At 61.6% G+C, this 22,611-nt stretch carries 21 protein-coding genes; 13 read left to right on the forward strand and 8 right to left on the reverse strand.

Annotated features, from left to right (window positions below; translation table 11 throughout):
- Positions 1–103: 103 nt before the first annotated feature.
- Both yghU and G7016_RS07060 read right to left on the reverse strand, forming a co-directional pair.
- Positions 104–943 carry a glutathione-dependent disulfide-bond oxidoreductase gene (gene yghU, locus G7016_RS07055; protein ID WP_181112143.1) on the reverse strand — a complete coding sequence of 280 codons (840 nt, stop codon included), beginning with the start codon at positions 941–943 and terminating at the stop codon, positions 104–106.
- Between the two features lie 46 nt (positions 944–989).
- Positions 990–1,883: a LysR family transcriptional regulator gene (locus tag G7016_RS07060; RefSeq protein WP_181112145.1), complete on the reverse strand. Its 894-nt coding sequence runs from the start codon at positions 1,881–1,883 to the stop codon at positions 990–992.
- Between the two features lie 140 nt (positions 1,884–2,023).
- Between G7016_RS07060 and G7016_RS07065 the strand changes: the two genes are divergently transcribed.
- Positions 2,024–3,043 carry an alpha/beta hydrolase gene (locus G7016_RS07065; protein ID WP_181112147.1) on the forward strand — a complete coding sequence of 340 codons (1,020 nt, stop codon included), beginning with the start codon at positions 2,024–2,026 and terminating at the stop codon, positions 3,041–3,043.
- A 131-nt stretch (positions 3,044–3,174) separates the two neighbouring features.
- Positions 3,175–4,092, forward strand: coding sequence for an alpha/beta hydrolase (locus G7016_RS07070; protein WP_181112149.1), 918 nt, complete (start codon positions 3,175–3,177; stop codon positions 4,090–4,092).
- Between the two features lie 28 nt (positions 4,093–4,120).
- On the opposite strand, the gene G7016_RS07075 is transcribed toward G7016_RS07070, so the two are convergent.
- Positions 4,121–4,933 (reverse strand): helix-turn-helix transcriptional regulator, encoded by an 813-nt coding sequence (locus G7016_RS07075; protein WP_181112151.1) that lies wholly within the window; start codon positions 4,931–4,933, stop codon positions 4,121–4,123.
- 131 nt (positions 4,934–5,064) lie between these two features.
- Between G7016_RS07075 and G7016_RS07080 the strand changes: the two genes are divergently transcribed.
- The 5 genes from G7016_RS07080 (at position 5,065) to G7016_RS07100 (ending at position 11,975) form a co-directional block, all read left to right on the forward strand.
- Complete coding sequence (locus G7016_RS07080; RefSeq protein WP_181112153.1) at positions 5,065–5,886, forward strand: carbon-nitrogen hydrolase family protein; 822 nt, start codon at positions 5,065–5,067, stop codon at positions 5,884–5,886.
- A 79-nt stretch (positions 5,887–5,965) separates the two neighbouring features.
- Positions 5,966–7,291 carry an APC family permease gene (locus G7016_RS07085; RefSeq protein WP_181112155.1) on the forward strand — a complete coding sequence of 442 codons (1,326 nt, stop codon included), beginning with the start codon at positions 5,966–5,968 and terminating at the stop codon, positions 7,289–7,291.
- Between the two features lie 118 nt (positions 7,292–7,409).
- Positions 7,410–9,917, forward strand: a complete 2,508-nt coding sequence (locus G7016_RS25345) for a M10 family metallopeptidase C-terminal domain-containing protein (RefSeq protein WP_181112157.1) — start codon at positions 7,410–7,412, stop codon at positions 9,915–9,917.
- Between the two features lie 81 nt (positions 9,918–9,998).
- The gene (locus tag G7016_RS07095) at positions 9,999–10,805 is read left to right on the forward strand and encodes an alpha/beta fold hydrolase (RefSeq protein WP_181112159.1); all 807 of its coding nucleotides are present in this window, start codon (positions 9,999–10,001) and stop codon (positions 10,803–10,805) included.
- Positions 10,806–11,975, forward strand: coding sequence for a PAS domain-containing sensor histidine kinase (locus G7016_RS07100; protein WP_181112160.1), 1,170 nt, complete (start codon positions 10,806–10,808; stop codon positions 11,973–11,975).
- A 20-nt stretch (positions 11,976–11,995) separates the two neighbouring features.
- Here the strand turns inward: G7016_RS07100 and G7016_RS07105 are convergent, their stop codons facing one another.
- The gene (locus G7016_RS07105; protein ID WP_181112161.1) at positions 11,996–12,856 is read right to left on the reverse strand and encodes an urea carboxylase-associated family protein; all 861 of its coding nucleotides are present in this window, start codon (positions 12,854–12,856) and stop codon (positions 11,996–11,998) included.
- A gap of 162 nt (positions 12,857–13,018) precedes the next feature.
- Between G7016_RS07105 and zigA the strand changes: the two genes are divergently transcribed.
- Complete coding sequence (gene zigA, locus G7016_RS07110; protein WP_181112162.1) at positions 13,019–14,230, forward strand: zinc metallochaperone GTPase ZigA; 1,212 nt, start codon at positions 13,019–13,021, stop codon at positions 14,228–14,230.
- Positions 14,231–14,241: 11 nt separating this feature from the next.
- On the opposite strand, the gene G7016_RS07115 is transcribed toward zigA, so the two are convergent.
- From G7016_RS07115 to G7016_RS07125, 3 genes are read right to left on the reverse strand one after another with little or no spacing between them, the layout of a single operon-like run.
- Complete coding sequence (locus G7016_RS07115) at positions 14,242–15,519, reverse strand: NAD(P)/FAD-dependent oxidoreductase (RefSeq protein WP_181112164.1); 1,278 nt, start codon at positions 15,517–15,519, stop codon at positions 14,242–14,244.
- 14 nt (positions 15,520–15,533) lie between these two features.
- A complete protein-coding gene (locus G7016_RS07120; RefSeq protein ID WP_181112166.1) occupies positions 15,534–16,481 on the reverse strand; it encodes a dihydrodipicolinate synthase family protein in 948 nt (315 codons plus the stop codon).
- 43 nt (positions 16,482–16,524) lie between these two features.
- Positions 16,525–17,451, reverse strand: coding sequence for a 4-hydroxyproline epimerase (locus G7016_RS07125; protein WP_181112168.1), 927 nt, complete (start codon positions 17,449–17,451; stop codon positions 16,525–16,527).
- A 187-nt stretch (positions 17,452–17,638) separates the two neighbouring features.
- Between G7016_RS07125 and G7016_RS07130 the strand changes: the two genes are divergently transcribed.
- Together G7016_RS07130 and G7016_RS25030 are read left to right on the forward strand one after the other, a co-directional pair.
- Entirely contained in the window at positions 17,639–18,412 is a 774-nt protein-coding gene (locus tag G7016_RS07130) for an AraC family transcriptional regulator (protein WP_181112170.1), read from the forward strand.
- Between the two features lie 120 nt (positions 18,413–18,532).
- Entirely contained in the window at positions 18,533–18,667 is a 135-nt protein-coding gene (locus G7016_RS25030) for a hypothetical protein (protein ID WP_258195093.1), read from the forward strand.
- Between the two features lie 27 nt (positions 18,668–18,694).
- Here the strand turns inward: G7016_RS25030 and G7016_RS07135 are convergent, their stop codons facing one another.
- Positions 18,695–19,987, reverse strand: a complete 1,293-nt coding sequence (locus G7016_RS07135) for a tyrosine-type recombinase/integrase (protein ID WP_181112172.1) — start codon at positions 19,985–19,987, stop codon at positions 18,695–18,697.
- Positions 19,988–20,898: 911 nt separating this feature from the next.
- Between G7016_RS07135 and G7016_RS07140 the strand changes: the two genes are divergently transcribed.
- The 3 genes from G7016_RS07140 to G7016_RS07150 all read left to right on the forward strand — a co-directional run bounded on the left by G7016_RS07140 (position 20,899) and on the right by G7016_RS07150 (position 22,364).
- Positions 20,899–21,159, forward strand: coding sequence for a CGNR zinc finger domain-containing protein (locus G7016_RS07140; protein ID WP_308812142.1), 261 nt, complete (start codon positions 20,899–20,901; stop codon positions 21,157–21,159).
- 144 nt (positions 21,160–21,303) lie between these two features.
- Positions 21,304–21,918: a hypothetical protein gene (locus G7016_RS07145; RefSeq protein WP_181112174.1), complete on the forward strand. Its 615-nt coding sequence runs from the start codon at positions 21,304–21,306 to the stop codon at positions 21,916–21,918.
- Between the two features lie 209 nt (positions 21,919–22,127).
- The gene (locus G7016_RS07150; protein ID WP_181112176.1) at positions 22,128–22,364 is read left to right on the forward strand and encodes a hypothetical protein; all 237 of its coding nucleotides are present in this window, start codon (positions 22,128–22,130) and stop codon (positions 22,362–22,364) included.
- The last annotated feature ends 247 nt before the right edge of the window (positions 22,365–22,611 follow it).

Genomic DNA, 22,611 nt, shown 5'->3' on the forward strand with positions numbered 1-22,611 from the left:
CAGGGATAAATACTTTGTGCGCATAAGCTTACGCCCAATGCGCGCCCAGCCTGAGGAGCACCCGGCAACCTGCCGAGGCACAGGTTCCCGGGCCAATCGTGCGTTAACCGAGGTCGCTCGCCTGGTGCCGCTCGGGCAATTGCTCGGCTTCGTCGCCCCACACGCGGTTCACTCGCCGCCCACGGATCACCGCAGGCCGCTGAGCGATTTCATTCGCCCAGCGCAGTACATGTGTGTACTCCTGCACGGCGAGGAATTCGCCTGCGGAATAGAGGTTGCCGCGCACCAGCTCACCGTACCAGGGCCATACGGCAATGTCGGCGATGGTGTAGGCGCTACCGGCCAGGTACGGCTGCTCGGCGAGGCGGCGGTTGAGCACGTCCAGTTGGCGTTTCGCCTCCATGGTGAAACGGTCGATGGGGTACTGCATCTTTTCCGGCGCATACGCATAAAAGTGCCCGAAGCCTCCGCCCAGGTACGGCGCTGCGCCCATTTGCCAGAACAGCCAGTTGAGGGTTTCTGCGCGGCCGGCGGGGTCGGCTGGCAAAAAGGCGCCGAACTTCTCGGCCAGGTGCAGCAGGATCGAACCGGACTCGAACACCCGCACAGGCACCTCACCGCTGTGATCAACCAGCGCGGGGATCTTGGAGTTAGGGTTGATGTCCACGAACTCACTGCCGAACTGGTCACCCTCCGAGATGCGGATCAGCCATGCGTCGTACTCCGCGCCCGTATGGCCCAAGGCAAGCAGCTCTTCCAGCAGTACGGTGACCTTTACGCCATTGGGCGTGGCCATGGAGTACAGCTGCAACGGGTGCTTGCCTACGGGCAGGGGCTTGTCATGGGTTGCGCCGGCGATGGGGCGGTTGATGCTGGCGAACTGGCCGCCAGACGGCGCCTCGTGTTTCCAGACCTTGGGTGGAACGTACGCGGTGTCGCTCATGGGTAACCTCCAGGGGTTCGATAGCCGGTAGGGTGGCACTAGCGTATCAGGCAGCGTTGCCACCCAGTTCGTTCTTCAGGAAATCGAGAAACGCGCGAGTTTTCATCGGCACCCGGCGCGCGGTGGGGTACACGGCGTTGATGGAGATCGGCGGCGCCTGCCACTCGCACATCACCGCCACCAGGCTACCGCGGCCCAACGCCTGCTCCACGATGAACGTAGGCAGCAGGGCAATGCCCATTCCGGCCTCGGCCGCCTGGGCGAGCAGGTCCCCGTTGTTGGCATGCAGCGGCCCGGTAACATGTACGTTCTGGGTTTCCCGGCCATTGCTCAGTTGCAGGGTAACGCCGCTTTGCAGGTAGCCATAGTTCAAGAACGCATGGCCGGCCAGGTCCCTGGGGTGCTGCGGCGTGCCGGCGCGTTCAAGATAGTCAGGGGAGGCCACCAGCATTCGCGGGGCAGGCGCCAACTGGCGTGCTACCAACGAGGAGTCGGCGAGGCTTGCGATGCGGATGGTCACATCGAAGCCGCCCTTGATCGGGTCTACTTGCTGGTCACTGAGCACCAGCTGCAGCTCCAGCCGGGGATGTAGCGCATGAAAGCGCGGCAGCAGCGCGCCCAGCTGGGTGAGCCCGAACGACATCGGCGCGTTCACCCGCAGCACCCCCTGCACTTCGGCCAGCCCACTGCGGGCGCGCTGCTCGGCTTCATCGAGCGAGGCGATCAATTCGCGGCAGGCTTCGTAGTATTCGGCGCCGGCTTCGGTCAGGTGCAGGCTGCGGGTGGTCCGCAGCAACAGCTGTACGCCAAGATTTTCCTCCAGTGCCTGGATCTGCTTGCTCACCTTCGAACGGGGAACGCGCATGGCCCTGGCCGCTGCGGCAAAACCGTTGGCGTCCACGGTTGAAACAAAAGCGCGCATGCATTCAATACGGTCCATCGACACTGTCCCTAAACTGGAATCAATAAGTCCTGATTCTAGGGAATTGTTGCGCCGCTGCGCTAGCCCTAAAGTACACCCATGCCATGGCGATCACCCGAAACCGCCCCTGGCGCCTCATCACTATAAGGAGATACTCAATGACCCTGTTGCGCAAAACCCTCACCGCCACTGCACTCGCCCTGTCCATTGGCAGCGCTTTCGCTGCCGAGCCCGATGCCATTGCCAACCAGCGTATCCAGGCCTTCCTCAATGCCCTGAACGCAGGCGGCGGCAAGCCGCTGGAACAGCAGTCGCCCAAGGATGCCCGCGCCGTACTGACCGGCGCGCAGAATTCCGTGAAGGTGGACCTGAGCGGCACGGAGGTGAGCGAGCGTCGTATCGAAGCCAGCGGCCAGTCGATCAAGCTGACCGTGGTAAGGCCGGCCGGTGTCAAAGGCGCGCTGCCCGTGTTCATGTTCTTCCACGGTGGCGGCTGGGTGCTGGGCGACTACCCAACCCATGCGCGGTTGATCCATGACCTGGTGGTGGGCTCTGGCGCGGTAGCGGTGTATGTGGACTACACCCCATCGCCCGAGGCGCATTTCCCTACCGCGATCAACCAGGCTTATGCGGCCACTCGCTGGGTAGCCGAGCACGGCCGCGAGATCAACGTGGACGGCAGCCGCCTGGCGGTAGCGGGTAACAGCGTGGGCGGCAATATGGCTGCGGTAGTAAGCCTGATGGCCAAGGAGCAGGGCACACCGAAGCTGCGCTTCCAGGCCCTGCTATGGCCGGTGACCGATGCCAGCTTCGACACCGGCTCCTATCAGCAATACGCTGAAGGGCATTTCCTTACTCGCAACATGATGAAGTGGTTCTGGGACAGCTACACCACCGACGCCGCTCAACGCGCCGACATCCACGCTTCGCCATTGCGCGCTACCACCGAACAGCTCAAGGGTCTGCCGCCTGCGCTGGTACAAACCGCGGCCCTGGACGTGTTGCGTGATGAAGGCGAGGCCTATGCTCGCAAGCTGGACGCGGCTGGGGTGCCGGTTACCGCCGTGCGCTACAACGGCATGATCCATGACTACGGGCTGCTCAACCCCTTGAGCGACGTGCCAGAAGTACAGGCTGCAATGCGCCAGGCCGCGAATGAGCTTAAAGCCCACCTTTGAGTGGCCTCTGAGCGGCAAGCCATAAGCTGCAAGCTGCAAGCCAAGAGCGCCTGGCTTGTAGCTTGTAGCTTGAAGCTTGAAGCTCCAATGGCTATGGTCGCGGGCTGAACATTGCCAGGAGCTGTTACCTGATGCCCGTCGACAATTACCGACCCAATCCCGACCTGCTGGCTTACGCACAACAGGGGCGCGCCAGTTACCGGGGAATGATCCCGAGGGCCGGCGTGCCGGACCCGGTGGCCGAAGTGCGGGACATGGACATCCCGGTGGCGCATCTGCAGCAGGCCCTGGCAGCCAGGTTGTACGTGCCTGCTACCCCTTCATCCGAACCTTGCAGGCCCGTGGTGCTGTTCCTCCACGGCGGGGGGTTCATCTGCGGGGATCTCGATACCCACGACGTCATGCTCCGCGCCCTGGCGAACCGCAGCGGTGCGCTGGTGATCTCGTTGGCGTATCGGCTGGCACCCGAGGCGCCCTTTCCGGCAGCGCTGGAGGATACCTTCGCTGCGCTGACCTGGCTCAAAGCCAATGCTCAGGAACTGGGGGGTGACCAGCACCGCCTGATCGTGTGCGGCGACAGCGCCGGTGGCAACCTGGCGGCGGCGGTGTGCCTGCTGGCCCGGGAGCGGGGCGGGCCAGGCATTGCCGGGCAAGTGTTGTTCTATCCCAACCTTGACGGCATCGGCGACACCGCTTCCTGGGCTGCGTTGGGTGACCGGTATTTCCCCACCCGGGCGGCGATGGAGCTCACGCTGCAGTGCTACGTGCCAGGCCCGACGGAGCAGCGACATGACCCTCTGGTGGCGCCGCTGCGGGCAGCCCTGCATGGCTTGCCGCCGGCCTTGGTTATCAGCGCCGGGCTGGACCCGCTCAAGGATGAAGGCCGCGCGTATGCGCTGAAGCTGCGCGAGGCAGGGGTTGCGGCTCAGGAGACGCTGTACCCGGAGGTGGAACATGGCTTCGTGCAATTTTTCAAGGAAGCCTGCAACGGCCGCATGGGCGAACAGGCACTGGACCAGGCCGCCGCGTTCGTGAAAGCCTGCCGCTGACGGTATACCTTACAAGACCTCGCTGGGGTCAGCTGCTCGTGTTTTGCGCCTGAAGAAAGATGGAAAACAGCTCGGACTGCGATTTGATCCCAAGCTTGCTGTACATGTGCTTTCTGTGAACCCGCACGGTTTCCGCGGAAATATCCAGCTTGCGGGCGATTTCCTTGCTGGAGCAGCCGCTGAGCATCAGCCGGCCCACGTCCAGTTCCCGTGCGGTGAGCTGGGCGCCCCGGCTCTGTTGCACCGACGCTTCCAGCCGGTCTCGCCAGCTGTCTGCGCAGGGCACGGGAGCGGCCAATAGGGCAGCCGGCTCACTCACCTCGAACGGCATTCGCTGTCGCAACAGTGCAACCACCCATGGGTGGATCATTGCCAGCAAGGCGATCTGCTCAGGGCTGAAGCGCTGGGTACAGCCCAATGAAAGGCACAGGGTGCGGTCCGGGTCCAGTTGGCAGTTGAATTGCACCTCATCGGCAACCACGTTCAGGCGGAAGTAACGCTGGTAGTACTCCGTCAGTTCAAAGTGTTCCGGCGCCACCTCGGCCAGGCGGAACAGGCCACTGTGGGGGCGCTCCCGGCTGGCGATATAGAAGGGGTCCAGCAGGTACAGGCCGTGGAGGTAATCCTGGAACAATTCGTCAGGGCTGCCATCCTGCGCAGGGCACTCGGCGAACACCAGCGGGCGCTCGGCGCTGCTGAATTGCAGCGCAACCCAGCTATCGAAGGGCACGTGCTGCTGTATCAGCCGCACCAGCTGCGCCCAGAAGTTAGGGCGGTCCAGGCCTTCGATCAATTGAGCGATCGAGCGGTGCCATGCCATGTCCTGAAGCGTGACTGTCATCGTTCTACCCCTGATGGGTTACCTCAGCTGCGGAATACCCCCTGGCCCGCGCTGATGCGCATACTGCCCGCACAGCCGCCCGCCGGCCAGCATTTTGCGGCGGGCACGCACAAGAACCTTGAGGAGCACCCATGAAGGTCGAACTCGCCCAACTCGCAGGGCAGGACAACGATACCGCCCACAACCTTACCCAGGCCTTGCGGGCGATTGCTGAATGCGCCGCTGACACCCAGTTGATCGTTTTTCCGGAAACGCACCTGATGGGCTTTCCGTCCCGGGAAACCGTAGCGCGTGTGGCTGAACCACTGGATGGCCCCACGGTGGCTGCGGTGCAAGCCGCCGCCCGGGAACGCGGGGTCGCAGTGGTGATCGGCCTGGCGGAAAGCGACAAGGGCCAGTTCTATAACACCACAGTGCTGATCACCCCGGACGGCATCGCGCTGCGCTACCGCAAAACCCACCTGTGGGCGTCGGACCGTGGGGTTTTCACCCCCGGGGACCGCTTCGCCACCTGCGTGTGGAATGGCGTACGGGTAGGCCTGTTGATCTGTTACGACATCGAGTTCCCGGAGTCGGCCCGGGCCCTCGCGCAGTTGGGCGCCGATTTGATCATTGTCACCAACGGCAACATGGACCCCTACGGCCCGGTACACCGCACCGCGATCATGGCGCGGGCTCAGGAAAATCAGGCTTTTGCGCTAATGGTCAATCGGGTAGGCGAAGGGGATGGGGCACTGGTGTTCGCCGGCGGCAGCGCATTGGTCGACCCGTTCGGCACGCTGCTCCATGAAGCCGGCCGCGACCAAACCTGCTTCGCGGTGGAGCTGGACTTCGCCCAACTGGCCGCCGCGCGCCGGGACTACCGCTACCTGCACGACCAGCGGCTGCGGTTGCCAGGCCAGGTGATCGAGCATCCCGACGGGCTTCGCGAGTTGCTGATCCCCCAGGCATAACCGCTTTTTCAAAACAAGAACGTTTGTTGCGCCGCACTTTATCTCTGCCATAAAACCTATAAATCCGGAGTGGTCGCTCATGGCTCGTTTGCAACGTACCCTTTCACTGGGGTCGGTGGTGCTGTTCGGCATCGCTTACATGACCCCTATCATTGTGCTCGGCACCTTTGGCATTCTCGCCCAGGCCACAGACGGCCAGGTGCCTGCAGCCTACCTGGCTGCGCTGATCGCCATGTTCTTTACTGCGATGAGCTATGGCCGTATGGCCGCGGCTTTTCCCGTGGCCGGCTCGGCGTACAGTTATGTGCGCAAGGCTATCAGCCCCCGGCTGGGCTTTATCGCCGGCTGGGCTGTGCTGCTCGACTACCTGTTCCTGCCCATGGCGATCTGGCTGATTGGCGCGGCCTACCTGGGCTCGGCCTTCCCGTCGGTGCCGCAACCGGTGTGGGTGCTGGCGTTCATCGTGGTCACCAGCGCAATCAATATCGTTGGCTTGAAGCTGGCCAATACCGTCAATGCCTTGCTCATGCTGGTGCAGTTCCTGGTGCTGGCAGCCTTCGTGGCCTTGTGTATCCACTATATAGGCGGTGATGGGCATACGCCGCTGTGGTCCTTGGCACCTTTCACCAGCGGCAATCTGCAAATGCCGCTCATCATGAGCGGCGCGGCCATTGCCTGTTACTCCTTCCTGGGGTTCGACGCGGTCAGCACCCTGACCGAAGAAACGCGCGACCCGCGCCGCACCATCCCCAGGGCCATCATGCTGATCACGCTGGCGGGCGGGCTGATATTTGTGGGGGTGTCGTACTTTGTGCAACTGGCCCACCCGGGCGCACAGTTCGAGAACATCGACGCCGCGGCTTACGAGATCGCTCGGAACATCGGAGGCGACGTGTTCGTTTCGGTCTTCCTGATCGGCCTGGTGGTAGGGCAGTTCGCTTCGGGCTTATCGGCGCAGGCCAGCGGCTCCCGGCTTCTGTATGCCATGGGCCGCGATGGTGTGCTGCCAGCATCGGTGTTCGGCCGGCTGAGCGAGCGCTTCGGTACGCCGGTCAGCAGCATTGTGCTGTGTGCGGTGGTGGCGTTGCTGGCGCTTAAGCTGGACGTCACCACTTCCACGTCGTTCATCAACTTCGGGGCGTTCCTGGCGTTCAGCCTGGTGAACCTGTCGGTGATCTTCCATTACTGGATCGGAGGCGCCCGCCGCGGGGTACGAGAAGCGCTGCTGTTCCTGCTGTGCCCATCGATCGGCCTGATAGCGGACCTGTGGCTGATGGTCAGCCTTGACCGCGCCGCGGTGATACTGGGCATAAGCTGGCTGGTACTTGGCTGTGGCTGGTTGGCCTGGCTCACGGGCGGGTTCCGCCGGCAGCCGCCAGAGATGGACTTCCAGGAAGCAACCTGACCCCCGGGCACCTGGTTTTGAAGCACATCGGCGCCTATCAGCTACCGTAAACCCACGCGCACCGTTCGACTCGTAACCCATCCTTCATCACGAACGCCAGGCGCGACGGGAGAAGCACATGGCTACGTTTGACGTGAAAGACTATGGCGCGGTGGGCGATGGCGTAACGGATGACACTGCAGCGATACAGGCAGCCATCGACGCCGCGGGCGTGAACGGGGGAGACGTCTACGTTGGCCCGGGCACCTATGTGGTGTCCCCGGGGGCCAGTGGTCGCTGCCTTGTGCTGGGCGGTAACACTCAGCTGACGGGCGCCGGCATTGGCGCGAGCATCATCGAGCTGGCCGACAATGCAGCCGGGGCCACGGCACTGGTGTTCAACAACGGCGATAATACCGGCGCCAGCGAGCTGACCCTTGATGGCAACCGGGAAAACAATACGGGCACGGTCAATGGCTGGGTGAGCGGCGACCATGACAACGTGACGATCGCTGCCGTGGAAGTGCGTCAGGCCAGCGGTGTGGGCTTCGACCTGCGTACCACGGGCTCGTTTCTGGTCAGCAATGCCGAGGCCCGCCTCAACAGCCAGGACGGCATGCTCGCCGAGGGCCAGGCCGAGGGGGTGATCCAGGATTCACTGGCCTTTGGCAACGGTGCGGCGGGTTTCCATCTGGCCGGCGACCTCAAGCTGCTGGACAGCGACGCCGTGGGTAACGGCCAGGACGGCGTTCTGCTGTATGACACCGACGGCGCCACCAACGCCCTGCTGGTCGACGGTGGCAATGTGCAGGGCAACGGTGGCGAAGGCATACATACGCTGCAAGTGGACGGCTACACCGTGCGGGGCGTTGAAGTGTTCGAAAACACCAATTACGGCATCGAAAGCGATGGCTCGCGCAACGGTGTGATCGACCTGAACATCGTTCACAACAATGCTCAGGATGAATTTTCCGGGGTCGAAATCAACATCGATGGCTGGAACGGCAACGAAACGATCACGGCGATCAATATTGCAGCGACGCACAACCTGGTCTACGGCGGCCGCTACGCCTATTACGGCATCGCCGAAGGCTACCAGGTGGGCCACGACAACTTGATTGCCGACAATATCGTGACCCATTCGGTGGCCCCCATCGTGGCGGCCGGGGAAGACAGCATAGCCCGGGGCAATGCGCCCTGGATCATCCGTTACGGTACCGACAGTGCGGACCGCCTTGGCGCGACCATCGTACGGGACCAATTGCACGGTGGCCTGGGCAATGATCGCCTCGAGGGCGGCCAGGGTGAAGATGTGCTGGAGGGTGGCCAGGGCGCGGATGTACTGACCGGAGGGGCGGACGCCGACGTATTCCGCTTCACCCTGGCAAGCGACAGCTACCGGGACGGGACCAAAAGCCATGCCGACCGGATCACGGATTTCAACCTGAGCGAGGACCGGCTCGATCTCACCGCGTTGGGCTTCAGCGCCCTGGGTAATGGTCACGGCGATACGCTGCGGCTGGTGTATGACCTCACCCGGGACGTGACGTACCTGAAAAACCTCGAAGCAGACACCGACGGCAATCGGTTCGAGCTGGTATTGCAGGGTGACTTGTCTGGCCTTACCGCGGCCAACCTGCAGGGCGAGCAGAGCGGAACAGGAGCCGCAGATACCCTCAATGGCGCCAACACGGCGGAAACCTTCCATGGCGACACAGGCCGCGATCGCATCCTCGCCCAAGGCGGAGACGACTTGCTGTACGGCGACGCCGGCGGTGACACGCTGACTGGCGGCGCTGGTGCCGATACCTTCGTGTACAACCAGTTGAGCGACAGCCTGCGGTCAAACGTGGCCAATGGCACTCAGGGGCGGGATACTTTGGTGGATTTCAGCGCTTTGGCAGGTGACCAGATCGACGTCTCCGCGCTTGGGTTCACTGGGCTGGGAGATGGCCACGGCACTACCCTCAAATTGGTTGCCAGCGCGGACGGCACGAAGACCGTGCTCAAATCCCTGGACAGCGATACCAGCGGCTTCCACTTCGAGGTGCTGCTGCAAGGCGTGGAAAAGGCCTCACTGGCAGACACCAGCATCGTATTCGCCCACGACTATGGCACCCGGCCCAGCACCGTTCCTGACTGGTTGGACAATAACGTGTTCGGCACATCGGGGGCCGATACCCTCACCGGCAATTCGGCCGATAACGTATTGCGTGGCGGGGAGGGCAAGGATCGCCTGTTCGGCGGCGTAGGCAACGACACGCTGGTAGGCGGTGGAGGCTCGGACGCATTGGACGGCGGCACCGGTGACGACACCTTTGTGTACACCCAGGTCAGTGACAGCTACCGGCTGGGGCAGGTGTTTACCGACACCCTGAACCATTTCTCCGCTCACGATGACCGTGTGGATGTCTCCGCGCTCGGCTATACAGGGCTGGGTGATGGCCATGACGGCACGCTCACGTTGGTCGAAGACTCCGGGCGTACCTTTTTGCGCAGCCTGGACGCCGATGCTCAGGGACGCTTGTTTGAAATCCGCTGGGCTGGAGAGATTGCCAACTCGTTGAGCGCCGACAACTTCGTGTTCGCGCAGCCAGAGCCCACCGCAGACCTCCATTTGCTTGGCGCTGCGACGCAACCTGCGTAGGAGGTCCGTCTTGCAGGCTGCCATGTATTGTGCCGTTGCGCGCAACCCCTCAAACTGCGCCTGTCCAGATGGAGTGCAGTGATGGATCTCGAACGTCGCAACAACGTACAGGTAAGCGGCGATGGGCCGGTAACGCTTGTGTTCTCGCACGGGTTCGGCTGCGATCAGAGCATGTGGCGGCAACTGGCGCCCGGGTTCAGCGAGCAGTTCCGGGTAATTACCTATGACCTGGTGGGCGCGGGTGGGTCGGACCTTTCGGCCTACGACCGCCTCAAGTATGGGCACTTGCAAGGCTATGCCCAGGACCTGAACGAGCTCATCGCACGGTTCACCGAGGGGCCTGTCGTCGTGGTGGGCCATTCGGTCAGTGCGATGATCGGGGTGCTGGCCGATCGCGCCAACCCAGGCGGAATCGCGGCCCATGTGATGGTCGGGCCTTCTCCGTGCTATATGAACAAGCCCGGGTACTTCGGCGGGTTCGAGCCTGCCGACATCGAGGAACTCCTGGAAACCCTCGAGAGCAACTACCTGGGCTGGTCCAGCAACATGGCGCCAGTGATCATGGGCGCCCCCGGGCAGCCGGCCTTGAGCGAAGAACTGACCAACGCGTTCTGCCGTACCGACCCCGAGATCGCCAAGCATTTCGCCAGGGTGACGTTCCTTTCGGACAACCGCGCCGACGTCGAGGGCCTGGAAACACCCGCACTGATCCTGCAGTCGACCGAGGACATCATTGCGCCCCCCGCTGTTGGGGAGTACCTGCACCGGGCAATGCCCAACAGCACCTTGTGCGTGCTCGACAATGTGGGGCATTGCCCCCACATGAGCGCTGCGGATGAGTGTGGCGCGGCCATGCGGCAATTCCTCTCGGCCTTGGCGTTGCGCTGAATGCAGCCAAGTGACCACCTGCTGGGCGCCGATAGCCTGTTCGACCAAGCGGCCTGCGGGTTGCTGGTCACCCGCGAGAATGGCGAGATCCTGCGCGCCAACGGTACCTTTCTCAATGGGTTGGGCTACGAAGCGTCGCAGCTTGTGGGGCGGCGCTTCCAGGACCTATTGACTATCGGCGGAAAGATCTTTCACCAGACGCACTGGTTGCCGCTGATGCGAATCCAGGGCTCGGTGCGCGAGGTGAAGCTCGAAGTACTTAACGGGCAGAGGCAGCGGGTGGTGATGATGATCAACGGAGTGCGGAGCGAGCGTGACGGGGCGTCCTATCATCACCTGGCGTTTTTCGAGATGGCCGACCGCGACAGCTACGAGCGGGAAATTCTTGCCGCACGCAAGGCGGCCGAACAGGCGTTGCAGGCCAAGACCGACGTTGAAGCCGCGCTGCGCCAGGCTCGGGATGAGCTGCAGGAAACCTATGAATTGGCTCGGGACCGGGCACTGGCAGCAGAACAAATGGTTGCCATCGCCAGCCACGACCTGAAAACGCCGCTGGCAGCCATCCTGATGGCGGGCGGTTTGTTAAAGCGTTCCCCAAGCCTTGAGCGGCAGCACGCCTTGGCCAACCTCATCACCCAGTCGGCAGAACGCGCCGACCGGCTGATCCGGGACTTTCTGGACTTCACACTGGTGCGCGTGGGGCAGGGTATCCGTATCCGCGCTACGCACGCGGATATCCATCAGGTGGTGGCCAGCGCACTGAGCGAGCTGCGGATCGCCTTTGCGCAAGCGGTCATCGAGCATCGGCAAAGCGGCGAGGGCATGGCACCGTTCGACGGTGACCGGATCCGCCAGCTGGTGGCCAACCTGGTTGCCAACAGCGTGGCATACGGTGACCTCGATCACCCCGTACGGGTGACCACTGAAGTCACCGCGCAACAGCTACGGGTGTCCGTACACAACGCGGGGCCAGCCATTCCAGCCGAAGCCAGGGCCACGCTGTTTGACGCCCTGAGCCGAGGATCGGACCGTGGCGACGCGCGCAGTGTTGGCCTGGGGCTGTTCATCGTGAGGGAGATTGCACGCGCCCATGGCGGCGAAGTAGAGGTAGCGTCTGAAGAGGGCAGCGGCACGTTGTTTATCGCTACCCTGCCGGTGAGGCGGGATTAACCTGGCTGTTCCCGCAACCCTTACACCCCATGCGTCCGGTCATACCCATTGACCGCCGGCGGTACCCAGCCTTCCGGTAGCGAGGCGGCGGCATACACTTCGACCTTCATCGGGTAGCACGCCACGCTATCGGAGGAGTGTTCGGAGGAGCAGTCCCCTCCGGGGCACGCCGACATGCAGGCCAACAAGTCGATCTCGGCGAAGAACTCAAGGTAGTCACCCGGGCGTACCGGGCTGGCTTTCATGAAGTACTGCCCGGTATCCCGCGTGAAGCCAGTACACATGAACACATTCAGCACATCGTGCACATGAGCTTCGGCCTCCCGCAGGGGCAGGCCCGTGGTATCCGCCAGCGCGCGAGTGAGGTTGGAGTGGCAGCAGTAATGATACTGGCCACCATGGCTGAGCAGGTTATGGGTGTAGGGGTCGCAGCGGGTGCCGATCACATCATGGACTGCACCGCCGTATTCATCGAAACCATACCAGTCCAGGCTGTCGTGGGTGAGGGTGGCCATGGGTCGCAGGTAAGGGAAACTGGAAAACAGCTGGTCGCCGACGCCCACGTGGGTCCCATTGAGCGCACGGGTTTTACCGGTATACAGCCGCTCGCTGAGGTCATGGGCGTTGAACAGGTTGAGGTCGCCCACCTGCGGGCCCTCTGTGCAAACAATGCGGCAGAAATGCCCGGCGGGCACCGACCAGGTAGCGGCGCTGCGTGGTGGCACGGTGACTGTTTCGACCAACCTGAGAGTGTTCCTCAGCGCCTGGTAGCTGGGCAAGTGGGGCCGGGGCAGGCTCTCGACCGGGTAGCAGATCACCGGCTTGATCGCCCGGCGCGCCGCTGCGTCCAGGGGCACGACGGTAGTGGAATGTCCTTTCATGGCAAGGTCTCGCGTGATCAGGCGAAGGGCAGGGCGTTCGGCTTACTGTACCGGGCCCTGCGGGCGCTTGCGAGCGCTTGATGTGCGGGCTGGCAAACAGGCACGTATTGACAATTGGTGGTTATAACATAACATTCCGGTGCCACTTCACTGGAGCTGTTCATGCGCCCGATTGCCTCTGCTTTAACCGCCGCTGACGCCCGCCTGCCCGTAACGGTGCTGTCGGGCTTTCTCGGGGCAGGTAAAACCACGTTGCTCAATCATATCCTTGCTAACCGCGACGGGCGGCGGGTGGCGGTGATCGTCAATGACATGTCTGAAGTCAATATTGATGCCGCTTTGCTGCGAGGCGGCGCGGCGGCGCTTTCTCGAACCGAGGAAAGCCTGGTGGAGCTGAGCAACGGCTGTATCTGCTGCACCTTGCGCGAAGACTTGCTGATAGAGGTCGCCAGGCTCGCGGGGCAGGGCCGCTTCGATCATCTGGTGATCGAATCCACAGGTGTTTCGGAACCTCTGCCCGTCGCGGAAACCTTCACTTTCGCTGGCGAAGACGGCCGTTCCCTCTCCGATGTCGCTCGCCTGGACACGCTGGTGACGGTGGTGGACGCGTTCAACTTCCTGCATGACTACGGCTCGGAAGACGACCTGGCGGCGCGGGGCCAGGCCCTGGGTGAAGAGGACACGCGTGCGGTGGTCGATCTGCTGATTGAGCAGGTGGAATTCTGCGATGTGATCGTGGTGAACAGGCTCGACCTGGTCACCGACCTCGAGCGCGAGCATCTGGAGGCGATCCTGCAACGGCTGAACCCCCGGGCGCGTATCGAAACCGCGCGGTTCGGCAAGGTTGCATTGAACCGCGTACTCGGCACGGGCCTGTTTGATTTCGAACAGGCGGCCCAGGCGCCAGGTTGGCTCAAGACATTGCGCGGCGAGCACCTGCCGGAAACCGACACCTATGGTGTAGGCAGCTTCGTTTACCGTGCACGGCGTCCGTTTCATCCTGTGCGGCTGCATGCTGCAATCAACCAGGAGTGGCCCGGCGTGGTGCGCTCAAAGGGGTTTTTCTGGTTGGCCAGCCGACCGCAACACGCCTTCGAATGGTCGCAGGCCGGTGCCATCTGCCGGCATGGGCCCGCCGGGCTGTGGTGGGCCGCCGTGCCCAGAGAGCAGTGGCCCACGGCAGCCGTAGACCGTGCGGCCATCGAAGCGCTATGGGACAGCGCGGTGGGTGATGCCCGGCAGGAATTGGTGCTGATCGGGATAGGCATGGACGGGCGTGCGCTTACCCAGCTACTGGACAGCTGCCTGCTGACCGACGCTGAAATGGCAGACGGCCCCGAAGGTTGGCTCGGGTTGGAAGACCCATTCGAGTAAGCCAGGCGTGTTCAAAACCGCGCCAACCGATAGGGCGTTGGGTCCGGCAGCGCATGAGGGGCTTCGCCGGGGCCAGCCAGCGCTCCGATCATTTCTGCAGTGATAGCCGCTTGCGTCAGGCCCAGGTGTTGGTGACCGAACGCCAGCAACACCTTCCCACTGGCTACCCGGTCGATTACCGGGAGTGAGTCGGGAAGGGAAGGGCGAAAGCCCATCCAGGGCGTGGCGCCTTCGGTATTCAGGCTTTCGCGGAACAGGCCCTGGCTCAACCGTTGCAGTTGCCAGGCGCGGCCCATGTTGGGTGGGCGATGCAGCCCGGCGAATTCCACCGTGCCCGCCAGGCGCAAGCCCTCGGCCATGGGCGTCATGATGAACTTGCGCTCCAGCGAGGTGACGGCGAACGGCAACCGATCCCGCTCGGCTGGCAGCATCAAGTGATAGCCACGCTCCGTATCCAGCGGTACTCGCTTGCCCGTCAACGCTTGAGTGAGCGCGGCCGAGTGAGCACCACACGCAATCAGCACGCGCCGCGCGGACAACGCGCCTTCGCCGGTGTGCAGCACTACACCGTGACCGCTGACGATGCCGCCCGTGACCTGTTGCTGACGGAAGCGCACCCCTGCGGCCTGAGCGGCGCGGACCATCGCTTGCACCACGGCGAAAGGGTCAACCACATGTGCGGTTGCCGGGAAGAACAGCCCACCCGCGATACGCTCACTCAATTGCGGCGCAGCGGCCTGTACGGCCTTGGCGCTCCACTCGTCCACGGGTACGTTCTGTGCGTGCATGCGCGCTGACAGGCTATCCATACCGGCGCGGGCTTGCGGCTGTTCATACACCAGCAGCGACCCCTCGTGCCGAAGCAATGCCGGTTGGTCGATACTCCCCAGCAGGCGCTTCCATGCGGCCAGGCTGCTTTCATTCAGTGCGCGTAACCCGGCGACCGTGCGGTTGAACGGCCCCGGGCGCAGGTTGAGCAACAGCCGCACCAGCCAAGGTGTAGCCTGCGGCAGGTAGCGCCAATCCAACCGCAGGGGGCCCATCGGGTCCAGCAACATCCCGGGCAGGCGCTTGAGGATCGAGGCGTCGGCAATGGGGAACACCTGCTCGGTTGCCAGGTGCCCCGCATTGCCATAGGAGGCGCCGCGGCCTGGCGCCTGCATGTCCACTACTTCTACCTTCAGCCCTTGGCGGGCGAGTTTCAGGGCACACGCAACACCGACCACCCCGGCCCCTACAACAATGATGTCCACCTGGTTTGGCACAGGCACGGTATTGGCTAATCCCATGGGCACGGTACCGGTCACGCAAGGTTGTGCTGGGCTGTCCAGCTGGCGTACCAGCGGGCGAACAGGCGGTACTGGCTCTCGGCATAGTGGCGCTGGGCGTCACTCAAAGCATCGGTTTCGTTGAAGTGCAGGCTGTATTCCAGGTCGCCGTTGAGCACCATCAAATGCTTGTAATAGAGCACCAGGTCAGTGCCTTCATCGAAGGAGGACAGCACGGCAAGCGCGGCCTCCAGTTCGGTGGCCAATTGCCGAGCCCTGGCGTCGCCTTCAGCGGCCTGTTTGCTTAGCGAAACCAGCTGCAGCACCTGGCGGGGCAGTGCATTGCCGATCCCCGTAATAGCGCCAGTCGCATTGCAGTTGACGAAACCATGCACCACCTGGGTATCGACGCCCACCATCAGGGTTACGCTTTCATCCCGGGAGGTAATGTGCTCGGCGGCATAGCGCAGGTCTGCCGCGCCGCCGAATTCCTTGAAGCCGATAAGGTTGGGGTGCGCCTGGCGCAGCTCGAAAAAGAGGTCTGCACGAGTGGCGAAGCCGTAATAGGGGCTGTTATAGATCACCGCCGGCAAGTGGGGGGCTGCTTGCAGTACCGCCGCGAAATGGGCCTTCTGGGCAGCGGCGGAAGACCCGCGCGACAATACCCGCGGAATCACCATCAAACCCTGAGCGCCCACTTTCGCCGCATGGGCGGCATGGGAGACCGCTTCGCGGGAGTTCACCGCGCCGGTGCCCACGATGGTCGGCACACCGGCGGCGGTTAGCCGGGCCACACCTTCCTGGCGCTGAGCCTCGGTGAGCAAAGGCCAGTCGCCCATTGAACCGCAGTACACCACCGCGCTCATGCCGATATCGACGAGCTCCCGGCCCTTGGCGACCAGTGCGTCGAAATCCGGTGTGCGTGACGGCGTGCAAGGGGTCATGAGGGCAGGAATGCAGCCACTGAAGGTCGACGTGTTCATGCGGGTTCTCCGGAAGGTGAAGTGGGGTAAAGGGATCAGCCGCTCAGATGCCCCAGGCGAAAGGGTCCTGCTCGTCGATCAATAGCGTGCTGTCGGCAGTAAGGTAGGCTTGGCCGGTAATGAAGGGCCGGATGCGTTCGCCGTCCCATTCGTACCGTGCCTCGAAGCGGCTGCCGGTAATGCTGGCCTGTACCCAGTTTTCCCCGGCAGCCAGCTTTCCGTCCGCCGCCAGGCAGGCCAATTTGGCGCTGGTGCCCGTGCCGCAGGGGGATCGATCGTAGGCCTTGCCGGGGCACATCACGAAGTTGCGGCTATGGGCCTGAGCGTCATCGGCGAACAGCTCCACATGGTCGATAAGGGCACCGCCTTCTCCGTGGATGCCTTGGGCTTCGAGCGCCTGGAGCAGTGCCCAGGTATAAGCCGTGAGTGCTTCGACATTGTTCAGCTCAAGGCGCTGACCATGATCTGCCACCAGGAAGAACCAGTTGCCACCCCAGGCAATATCCCCATAAACCTTGCCGTGCCCGGGGAGCGTCACTGCGATATGCTGCCGATAGCGCCAGGCTGGAACGTTGCGCACCGTAACAGCGCCGCCTTCGTGCAGCGTAGCCTCGACCAGGCCGACTGGCGTGTCGATCCGGTGTACGCCTGGCCCGATTCGGCCAAGGTGATACAACGACGCGACCAGGCCGATGGTGCCGTGACCGCACATGTTCAAATAGCCGGCATTGTTGAAAAAGATAACGCCGCACGTAGCGCCCGGCGTTACCGGCTCGCAATACAGCGCGCCAACCAGTACGTCGTTGCCACGGGGCTCCAACAGGCATGCACGCCGCCAGCGATCATGGTGCTCACGAAGGGCGTCGCGTTTTTCCGCCATACTGCCAGCCGGCAGCTCAGGGAAACCGCTCATCACCAGCCGCGTAGGCTCGCCGCCGGTGTGGGAGTCGATGACATGAAGACGGTGCATGGGCACTCCAGCAGGGTTGGCAGGTGCCTAAGGGTGCGCGTGCTGGCGGGCGGATGGCTTGATGCGTTTGCGCTAATGGAATGACGATTTCAGCACAATTGCACAGGCGCATGCGGCGTGGCCATGGACAATCCGCGTTAAGCGGCCGCAAGCTGTCACTTCGGATACCACCCTAGTCAGGCCGTACATGACCCCCGGTTCGCTCGCCGCGTTGTTTCAACCCGCTACCTCAAAAGGCCCTGATAGCCTGGACGAACTGCTGGAGGCCGTGGCGCCCATGGTGCCTTTACTGGACGTGGTGCCCAATGCTGCCATCTTTCTGAAAGATATCGACGCGCGCTATGTGCTCGCCAACCGCGCTCTGGTGGAACGCTGCGGATACAAACACGCCAGGCAGCTGCTAGGCAAAACCAGTGCCGAAGTATTTCCTGCGCAACTGGGGCCCGGTTATACAGAGCAGGACAGGAAAGTACTGCAGCAAGGGCTGATACTGCAGGACAAGCTGGAGCTGCATTTATATGGTTCGCAGGAACCGGGCTGGTGCCTGACTCATAAATGGCCCTTGTATAATCGCAACGGCGACATCTTTGGCCTGGCTGGTATTTCTCTGGATTTGCAGTCCGCCAGCGAAACCCACCCAGCCTATCAGCGGTTGGCCGCCGTTGAGGCTTATATACGCGAGCACTTCAACCGGCCGGTAACCCTCGCCGCGCTAACCAAAATCGCCGGTATTTCCATCGCCCAATTGGAACGTTACTGTAAGCGCGTGTTCCACCTGACGCCCCGCCAGATGATCCAGAAAGTGCGCCTGGAGCATGCTCACCGCCTGCTAGGCACAGACCTGCCCATCATCGAAGTGGCGTTGCGCTGCGGCTACACCGACCACAGCGCTTTCACGCGGCAATTCAAACTGCTTACTGGTTTCACGCCCCGGCAGTACAGGCAGACGAAAGGTCAGTGAACCTTTGGCAAAGCTCCGTTCGTCCGGTGACTACACCGAAAGCGTACTTAAAAAGTGAATTTCGGCAAAAGCGATCGGGTCAAGAACTATGAATGCTGGACATTTGTAGAGGTTACTACCATGACCATCGAAGCCGATACTCTTGAACAACTCACCCGCACCCTGCAACAACGCGGAATGAAGCTGGTGTCTGATATCCATTTCACCCGGGCACCTTACCGGCATAACCACCGCTGGGTTTGCATCGTCGAATAACGCCATCGCAATAGTTTGCGCAGCGGGTTAAACCTTGACTTTCAAGTCTTTGACCGAGTGTGCACGTTGTTCGTCCAGCGAGTTGTAATAGGTATTCTGGGTAGTGCTGAGGCTGTTGTGACGAAGATCTGCCTGCAGATCTTTCATGTCACGATGCTTGGCGTCAAAGGTTGCCGAAGTATGTCGCAGCCAATGCAACGAAGCCGAGCGCAGTTGATCAATCTCGTCGTCGCTCCAGCCCTCGGCTTTCATACGCAGCAGCGAACGATCGAATACTTGCTGTAACAGCAGCCGAATATGCCGATCTGACAACCCTGCGCGCCCCTTGAGCGTGCTGATCAGCGGCAGCTTTTCGTGAGGTGAGGGCAGGGGAGAAAGCTGTCGGTATTGCCGGTATCGAACCAGATACGTTTGAACATAGTCATCCCGCACGCTGATTTTCGCCGCCTTGTTACCCTTGCCCACCACATGCAGCCACCAGTGCCCGCGGCTGTCCCGCCGAAAGTCTCCCATGGTGGGGGCCCAGTTATCCCGGCCAACAAGGTCCGAGATACGCAAGTACATGGCATAAAGCGTGGCGACAATGAACAAGGTGCGTTCATGGGCAGAATCTTCCTGCGCCATGGTTTCCGCCGTTTCGATAACGAAGTTCCACTGCAGCTGAGTAAGCGAGCGCGATGCGACATCCACGGTATTGCGCTGCTTGTAGACAGACTTCTGTTTCACCGCACGGAACGGATTGACTTCAGTCAGGCCTTCGTCAATCGCATGCTGGAAGAAGCTGCCACAGACCGCGAATACCTGAGCGACCGAGCCCTGGCTCATCTTGTAAACCGCCGGGGGAAGGTCGGCCATGCTTTCCGCTGCGATCTTGCGTTCACGTTTGGCGATGGTCACGCTGAAGGGGCGCCAGGCCGGGTTGGCCGTATAGGTATCGGAAGCGAGCGCCTTGCGGCCACCCTGGCGGATAAATCGGGATTTCACCACCGGGCCGACCCAGGCCGCGGGTGGGTTGAGGCAGAACTCCATGAACGCCTCGGCATCGCGCCGGCGTAGTTCCAGCAGAGGCTTGCCGGCGACGAGGAGGGCCCATAACAGCAAACGTTCCACATGAGTACGATAGGACGTAAACGTTGCTTCGTTGCCAGCGTAGGATTTAAGGAAACCCCGAACCGCCTGATAACTTTCAACAGGGCAAGTTTGCTCATCGCACTGGTTGAGAAACGCAAGTACCGGCGCACGTTCGCCTGTCATGTTCATGAAATGCAAATCGAGAAAGCGATCGTAGGTATCGAACAGGGGTAACGGGCGGGCTGCCATATGGCGATGTCTCAAAGGCGATAAAACGTGGAACAGGGTGCCTTGAAAACGAGAAAATTGCAATATCCGGGTCTGGTAGTTATCGGATATTACATTTGTGGCAGGGCTCTTTCGAGACGCCCTAGTTGGCTTGGAAATCGCTCTTTTGTCAAGAGTAAGCGGCGGCAACTCCTTTAAACGAATTTAACCCTGTTTAGGCGTATTTAGTGGAGCGGTATGGCCGGCCTGTACTTCAAAAGCGCAGCCTGGCGATTGCAGTTGGATTTGTATGCCTTCGAACCAGCCTTAAGGTAGCTGTGCCTTGTGGATGCTTGAATAAGCTTTTCGGGATCACGCGGCTTGGTAGGTATCTAAACGTGTGAGACGCAGCGCGCTGTACATGTGGCCATAGCTGCAGCTGCGTTGTAAGGTGCAGTGCCCGATATACAACGTTCGGCACATTCGACGCCTGCCGCGGATTGGACAGCTTGGCGAAGCTGGCACGTTGCGTGGAGTTGTCGTGCTGCAGCGATGAACGTTGTGGCGATCATTCCATGGCAAGTGAGCAGCGACAGCAGCTGGGAGCATGACATGCCGTAGCCAGAGGGGCTCGGTACAGGCCGCCATGTAGCGAGCGGTTGACACAGTGCCGGGCTGTTTCAGCGAGGGGGTCGGCCGGCAGGTCACTGAGATGTGGCTGGCCTCGTTTCCAGCGCCTTACCGAGGGTGCGATATTGTAATATCATGTTACCGATAATGCACATTATGTTAAATCATATGTCAGAGCGGCTTCCTCTCTTTGTCAGCGTTTCGAATAAATGGTTTTGCCTACTAATAGCCTCCAGGTACGCCAGCGGCTGTCGACTGGACTATCAACGCCACTGGCGAGCGGACTACCGATGCCTGAAAGCCCGCGACCTTCGCGAATCTCTATGAAGCGTGGTGCATGCAGCCATAAAGCACTCCCCAGCAGACCTTACCCTCATCTCAGCTTACTGTGGCCTGTGGCTAACGCCGTGGTGCATCTGGTCACGAGTAATAAGTTTGAATTCGTACGCCAGTGCGAGGCACACGATTGCTTTCTGCTGTTCCATGACCTGAGCAAGTCCCATCGGCGACGCTGCTGCGATATGGTCACCTGCGGGAACCGTATGAAGGTGGCAGCGTTTCGATCCAGGAAAAATCCCCGATAAAGCGGATTGCAATAGCTGAGAGAGCCGCCAGAGCGCCCTCCTCCTATAAGTGGAGCATTTCAACCGAGTTGCTATACCCTGAGGTTTTCGGGTCGACAAACCACTGGGAATGTTGCACCGTTTTATTCGCAGAGGGATTACCAGATGCTACTGCCAGATTTCGAAAAGCTTTTTCACGCTGCGATCCGGATTACCAGCGTCCCGGAGGTCATGGCCGCGCTGGCGTCGGTCACTGCGGGCACGTCAGGCGACTACGACGGTGTACCCCAGGTTGTCGTCAAACAAGACAATATCTCCATCCGCGCTGGGGGCGGCGTGTATGCAATATCTGGTGAACGCAAGGCCATTGAGCTGCTTATCAAAACCATGGTTGCCCTTGATACCAGTGGAAAGGACGAGAGATTCCAGGCCTTTCGTGAGGCTGCTACACAGCTGGGGCATGCAAAACGATACCTGCTGACATACGAGTACCAGAAGGCCAACCTGGCCAAGCTCGCCGAGAATCCGGAACTGCGACAACGCGCTGTAGCCAACCTGGACAGAATCGCGATAGTGAACGGTGAATCGCCCCAGAGCGAAGAGTGGCGTGCGCTGCTTCGAGGCGATTTCCAGGAGATGTTCGACCTCGTGATGAGCCATGGCGAACACGGTAGCGACCTTCGTCGCTATTCGCCGGTTACGGGATTTATCACGGAGGAAGAACGCGGTGAGATTCATGCCAGGATCATGGGACGGGCACTGCCGCCATCAACTGGTTGAGCCATGTTGCGGCCCACACGACATTTTCATCCCGGCCTCGGCGCTCACATCCCAGATTATTGTTGGAACCATGGCCGTCGGCATCGGCTCCATCGTTATGGATGTGTAGCGCATGGCAAGCCTACCGGTCGATGTTTTGCGCCACCACTCATGAACCCTATCAAACCTGGTTATCCAAACCACGGCCAATGACTGACGGTGAGGTAAACATGACTGAGCGCTTTCAAATGAACGTAGCCGGCGAAAACGATTTGCCACCTGTTACACCCCCGCCGCTCAGCCCAGGGCGCACGAACCTGAACCCGAGCGACGAGCCGGGTATCGACGAGCTTCCGGACAACGAGGGAGAGGCGCCGGCTGACGTATCGCCTACGCCTTATGAAGAGGGGGTACCCGATATGGACCCGGACAATGCCGAACTGGATGACCAACCGAATCCGCGCTGACCAAAAGCATACGTAGCCGCAGGGCTTGGCGCGACTCGGCGTTGGCCGTCAACCGGTCGCAGCCAAGGCTTGCTGCTACAGGCTGCTTCAAATCGGTAGCCGCAGGGCTTGCCGCGACTTGGCGTTGGCCGTCAACCGGTCGCAGCCAAGGCTTGCTGCTACAGGCTGCTTCAAACTGTGTAGCAGCAGGGCTTGCCCGCGATCTGGTGTTGGCCGGCAAACCGGATGAAGGGCTCAAGCAGGCAGT

The organism is Pseudomonas japonica (genome assembly GCF_013522925.1).
GTDB classification, from domain to species: domain Bacteria; phylum Pseudomonadota; class Gammaproteobacteria; order Pseudomonadales; family Pseudomonadaceae; genus Aquipseudomonas; species Aquipseudomonas japonica_A.

What these genes read in the sequence shown, in the direction of transcription:
- yghU (WP_181112143.1), bottom strand. Translation starts at nt 943, where the DNA reads ATGAGCGACACCGCGTACGTTCCACCCAAGGTCTGGAAACACGAGGCG.
- G7016_RS07060 (WP_181112145.1), bottom strand. Translation starts at nt 1,883, where the DNA reads ATGGACCGTATTGAATGCATGCGCGCTTTTGTTTCAACCGTGGACGCC.
- G7016_RS07065 (WP_181112147.1), top strand. Translation starts at nt 2,024, where the DNA reads ATGACCCTGTTGCGCAAAACCCTCACCGCCACTGCACTCGCCCTGTCC.
- G7016_RS07070 (WP_181112149.1), top strand. Translation starts at nt 3,175, where the DNA reads ATGCCCGTCGACAATTACCGACCCAATCCCGACCTGCTGGCTTACGCA.
- G7016_RS07075 (WP_181112151.1), bottom strand. Translation starts at nt 4,933, where the DNA reads ATGACAGTCACGCTTCAGGACATGGCATGGCACCGCTCGATCGCTCAA.
- G7016_RS07080 (WP_181112153.1), top strand. Translation starts at nt 5,065, where the DNA reads ATGAAGGTCGAACTCGCCCAACTCGCAGGGCAGGACAACGATACCGCC.
- G7016_RS07085 (WP_181112155.1), top strand. Translation starts at nt 5,966, where the DNA reads ATGGCTCGTTTGCAACGTACCCTTTCACTGGGGTCGGTGGTGCTGTTC.
- G7016_RS25345 (WP_181112157.1), top strand. Translation starts at nt 7,410, where the DNA reads ATGGCTACGTTTGACGTGAAAGACTATGGCGCGGTGGGCGATGGCGTA.
- G7016_RS07095 (WP_181112159.1), top strand. Translation starts at nt 9,999, where the DNA reads ATGGATCTCGAACGTCGCAACAACGTACAGGTAAGCGGCGATGGGCCG.
- G7016_RS07100 (WP_181112160.1), top strand. Translation starts at nt 10,806, where the DNA reads ATGCAGCCAAGTGACCACCTGCTGGGCGCCGATAGCCTGTTCGACCAA.
- G7016_RS07105 (WP_181112161.1), bottom strand. Translation starts at nt 12,856, where the DNA reads ATGAAAGGACATTCCACTACCGTCGTGCCCCTGGACGCAGCGGCGCGC.
- zigA (WP_181112162.1), top strand. Translation starts at nt 13,019, where the DNA reads ATGCGCCCGATTGCCTCTGCTTTAACCGCCGCTGACGCCCGCCTGCCC.
- G7016_RS07115 (WP_181112164.1), bottom strand. Translation starts at nt 15,519, where the DNA reads ATGGGATTAGCCAATACCGTGCCTGTGCCAAACCAGGTGGACATCATT.
- G7016_RS07120 (WP_181112166.1), bottom strand. Translation starts at nt 16,481, where the DNA reads ATGAACACGTCGACCTTCAGTGGCTGCATTCCTGCCCTCATGACCCCT.
- G7016_RS07125 (WP_181112168.1), bottom strand. Translation starts at nt 17,451, where the DNA reads ATGCACCGTCTTCATGTCATCGACTCCCACACCGGCGGCGAGCCTACG.
- G7016_RS07130 (WP_181112170.1), top strand. Translation starts at nt 17,639, where the DNA reads ATGACCCCCGGTTCGCTCGCCGCGTTGTTTCAACCCGCTACCTCAAAA.
- G7016_RS25030 (WP_258195093.1), top strand. Translation starts at nt 18,533, where the DNA reads ATGACCATCGAAGCCGATACTCTTGAACAACTCACCCGCACCCTGCAA.
- G7016_RS07135 (WP_181112172.1), bottom strand. Translation starts at nt 19,987, where the DNA reads ATGGCAGCCCGCCCGTTACCCCTGTTCGATACCTACGATCGCTTTCTC.
- G7016_RS07140 (WP_308812142.1), top strand. Translation starts at nt 20,899, where the DNA reads ATGAAGCGTGGTGCATGCAGCCATAAAGCACTCCCCAGCAGACCTTAC.
- G7016_RS07145 (WP_181112174.1), top strand. Translation starts at nt 21,304, where the DNA reads ATGCTACTGCCAGATTTCGAAAAGCTTTTTCACGCTGCGATCCGGATT.
- G7016_RS07150 (WP_181112176.1), top strand. Translation starts at nt 22,128, where the DNA reads ATGACTGAGCGCTTTCAAATGAACGTAGCCGGCGAAAACGATTTGCCA.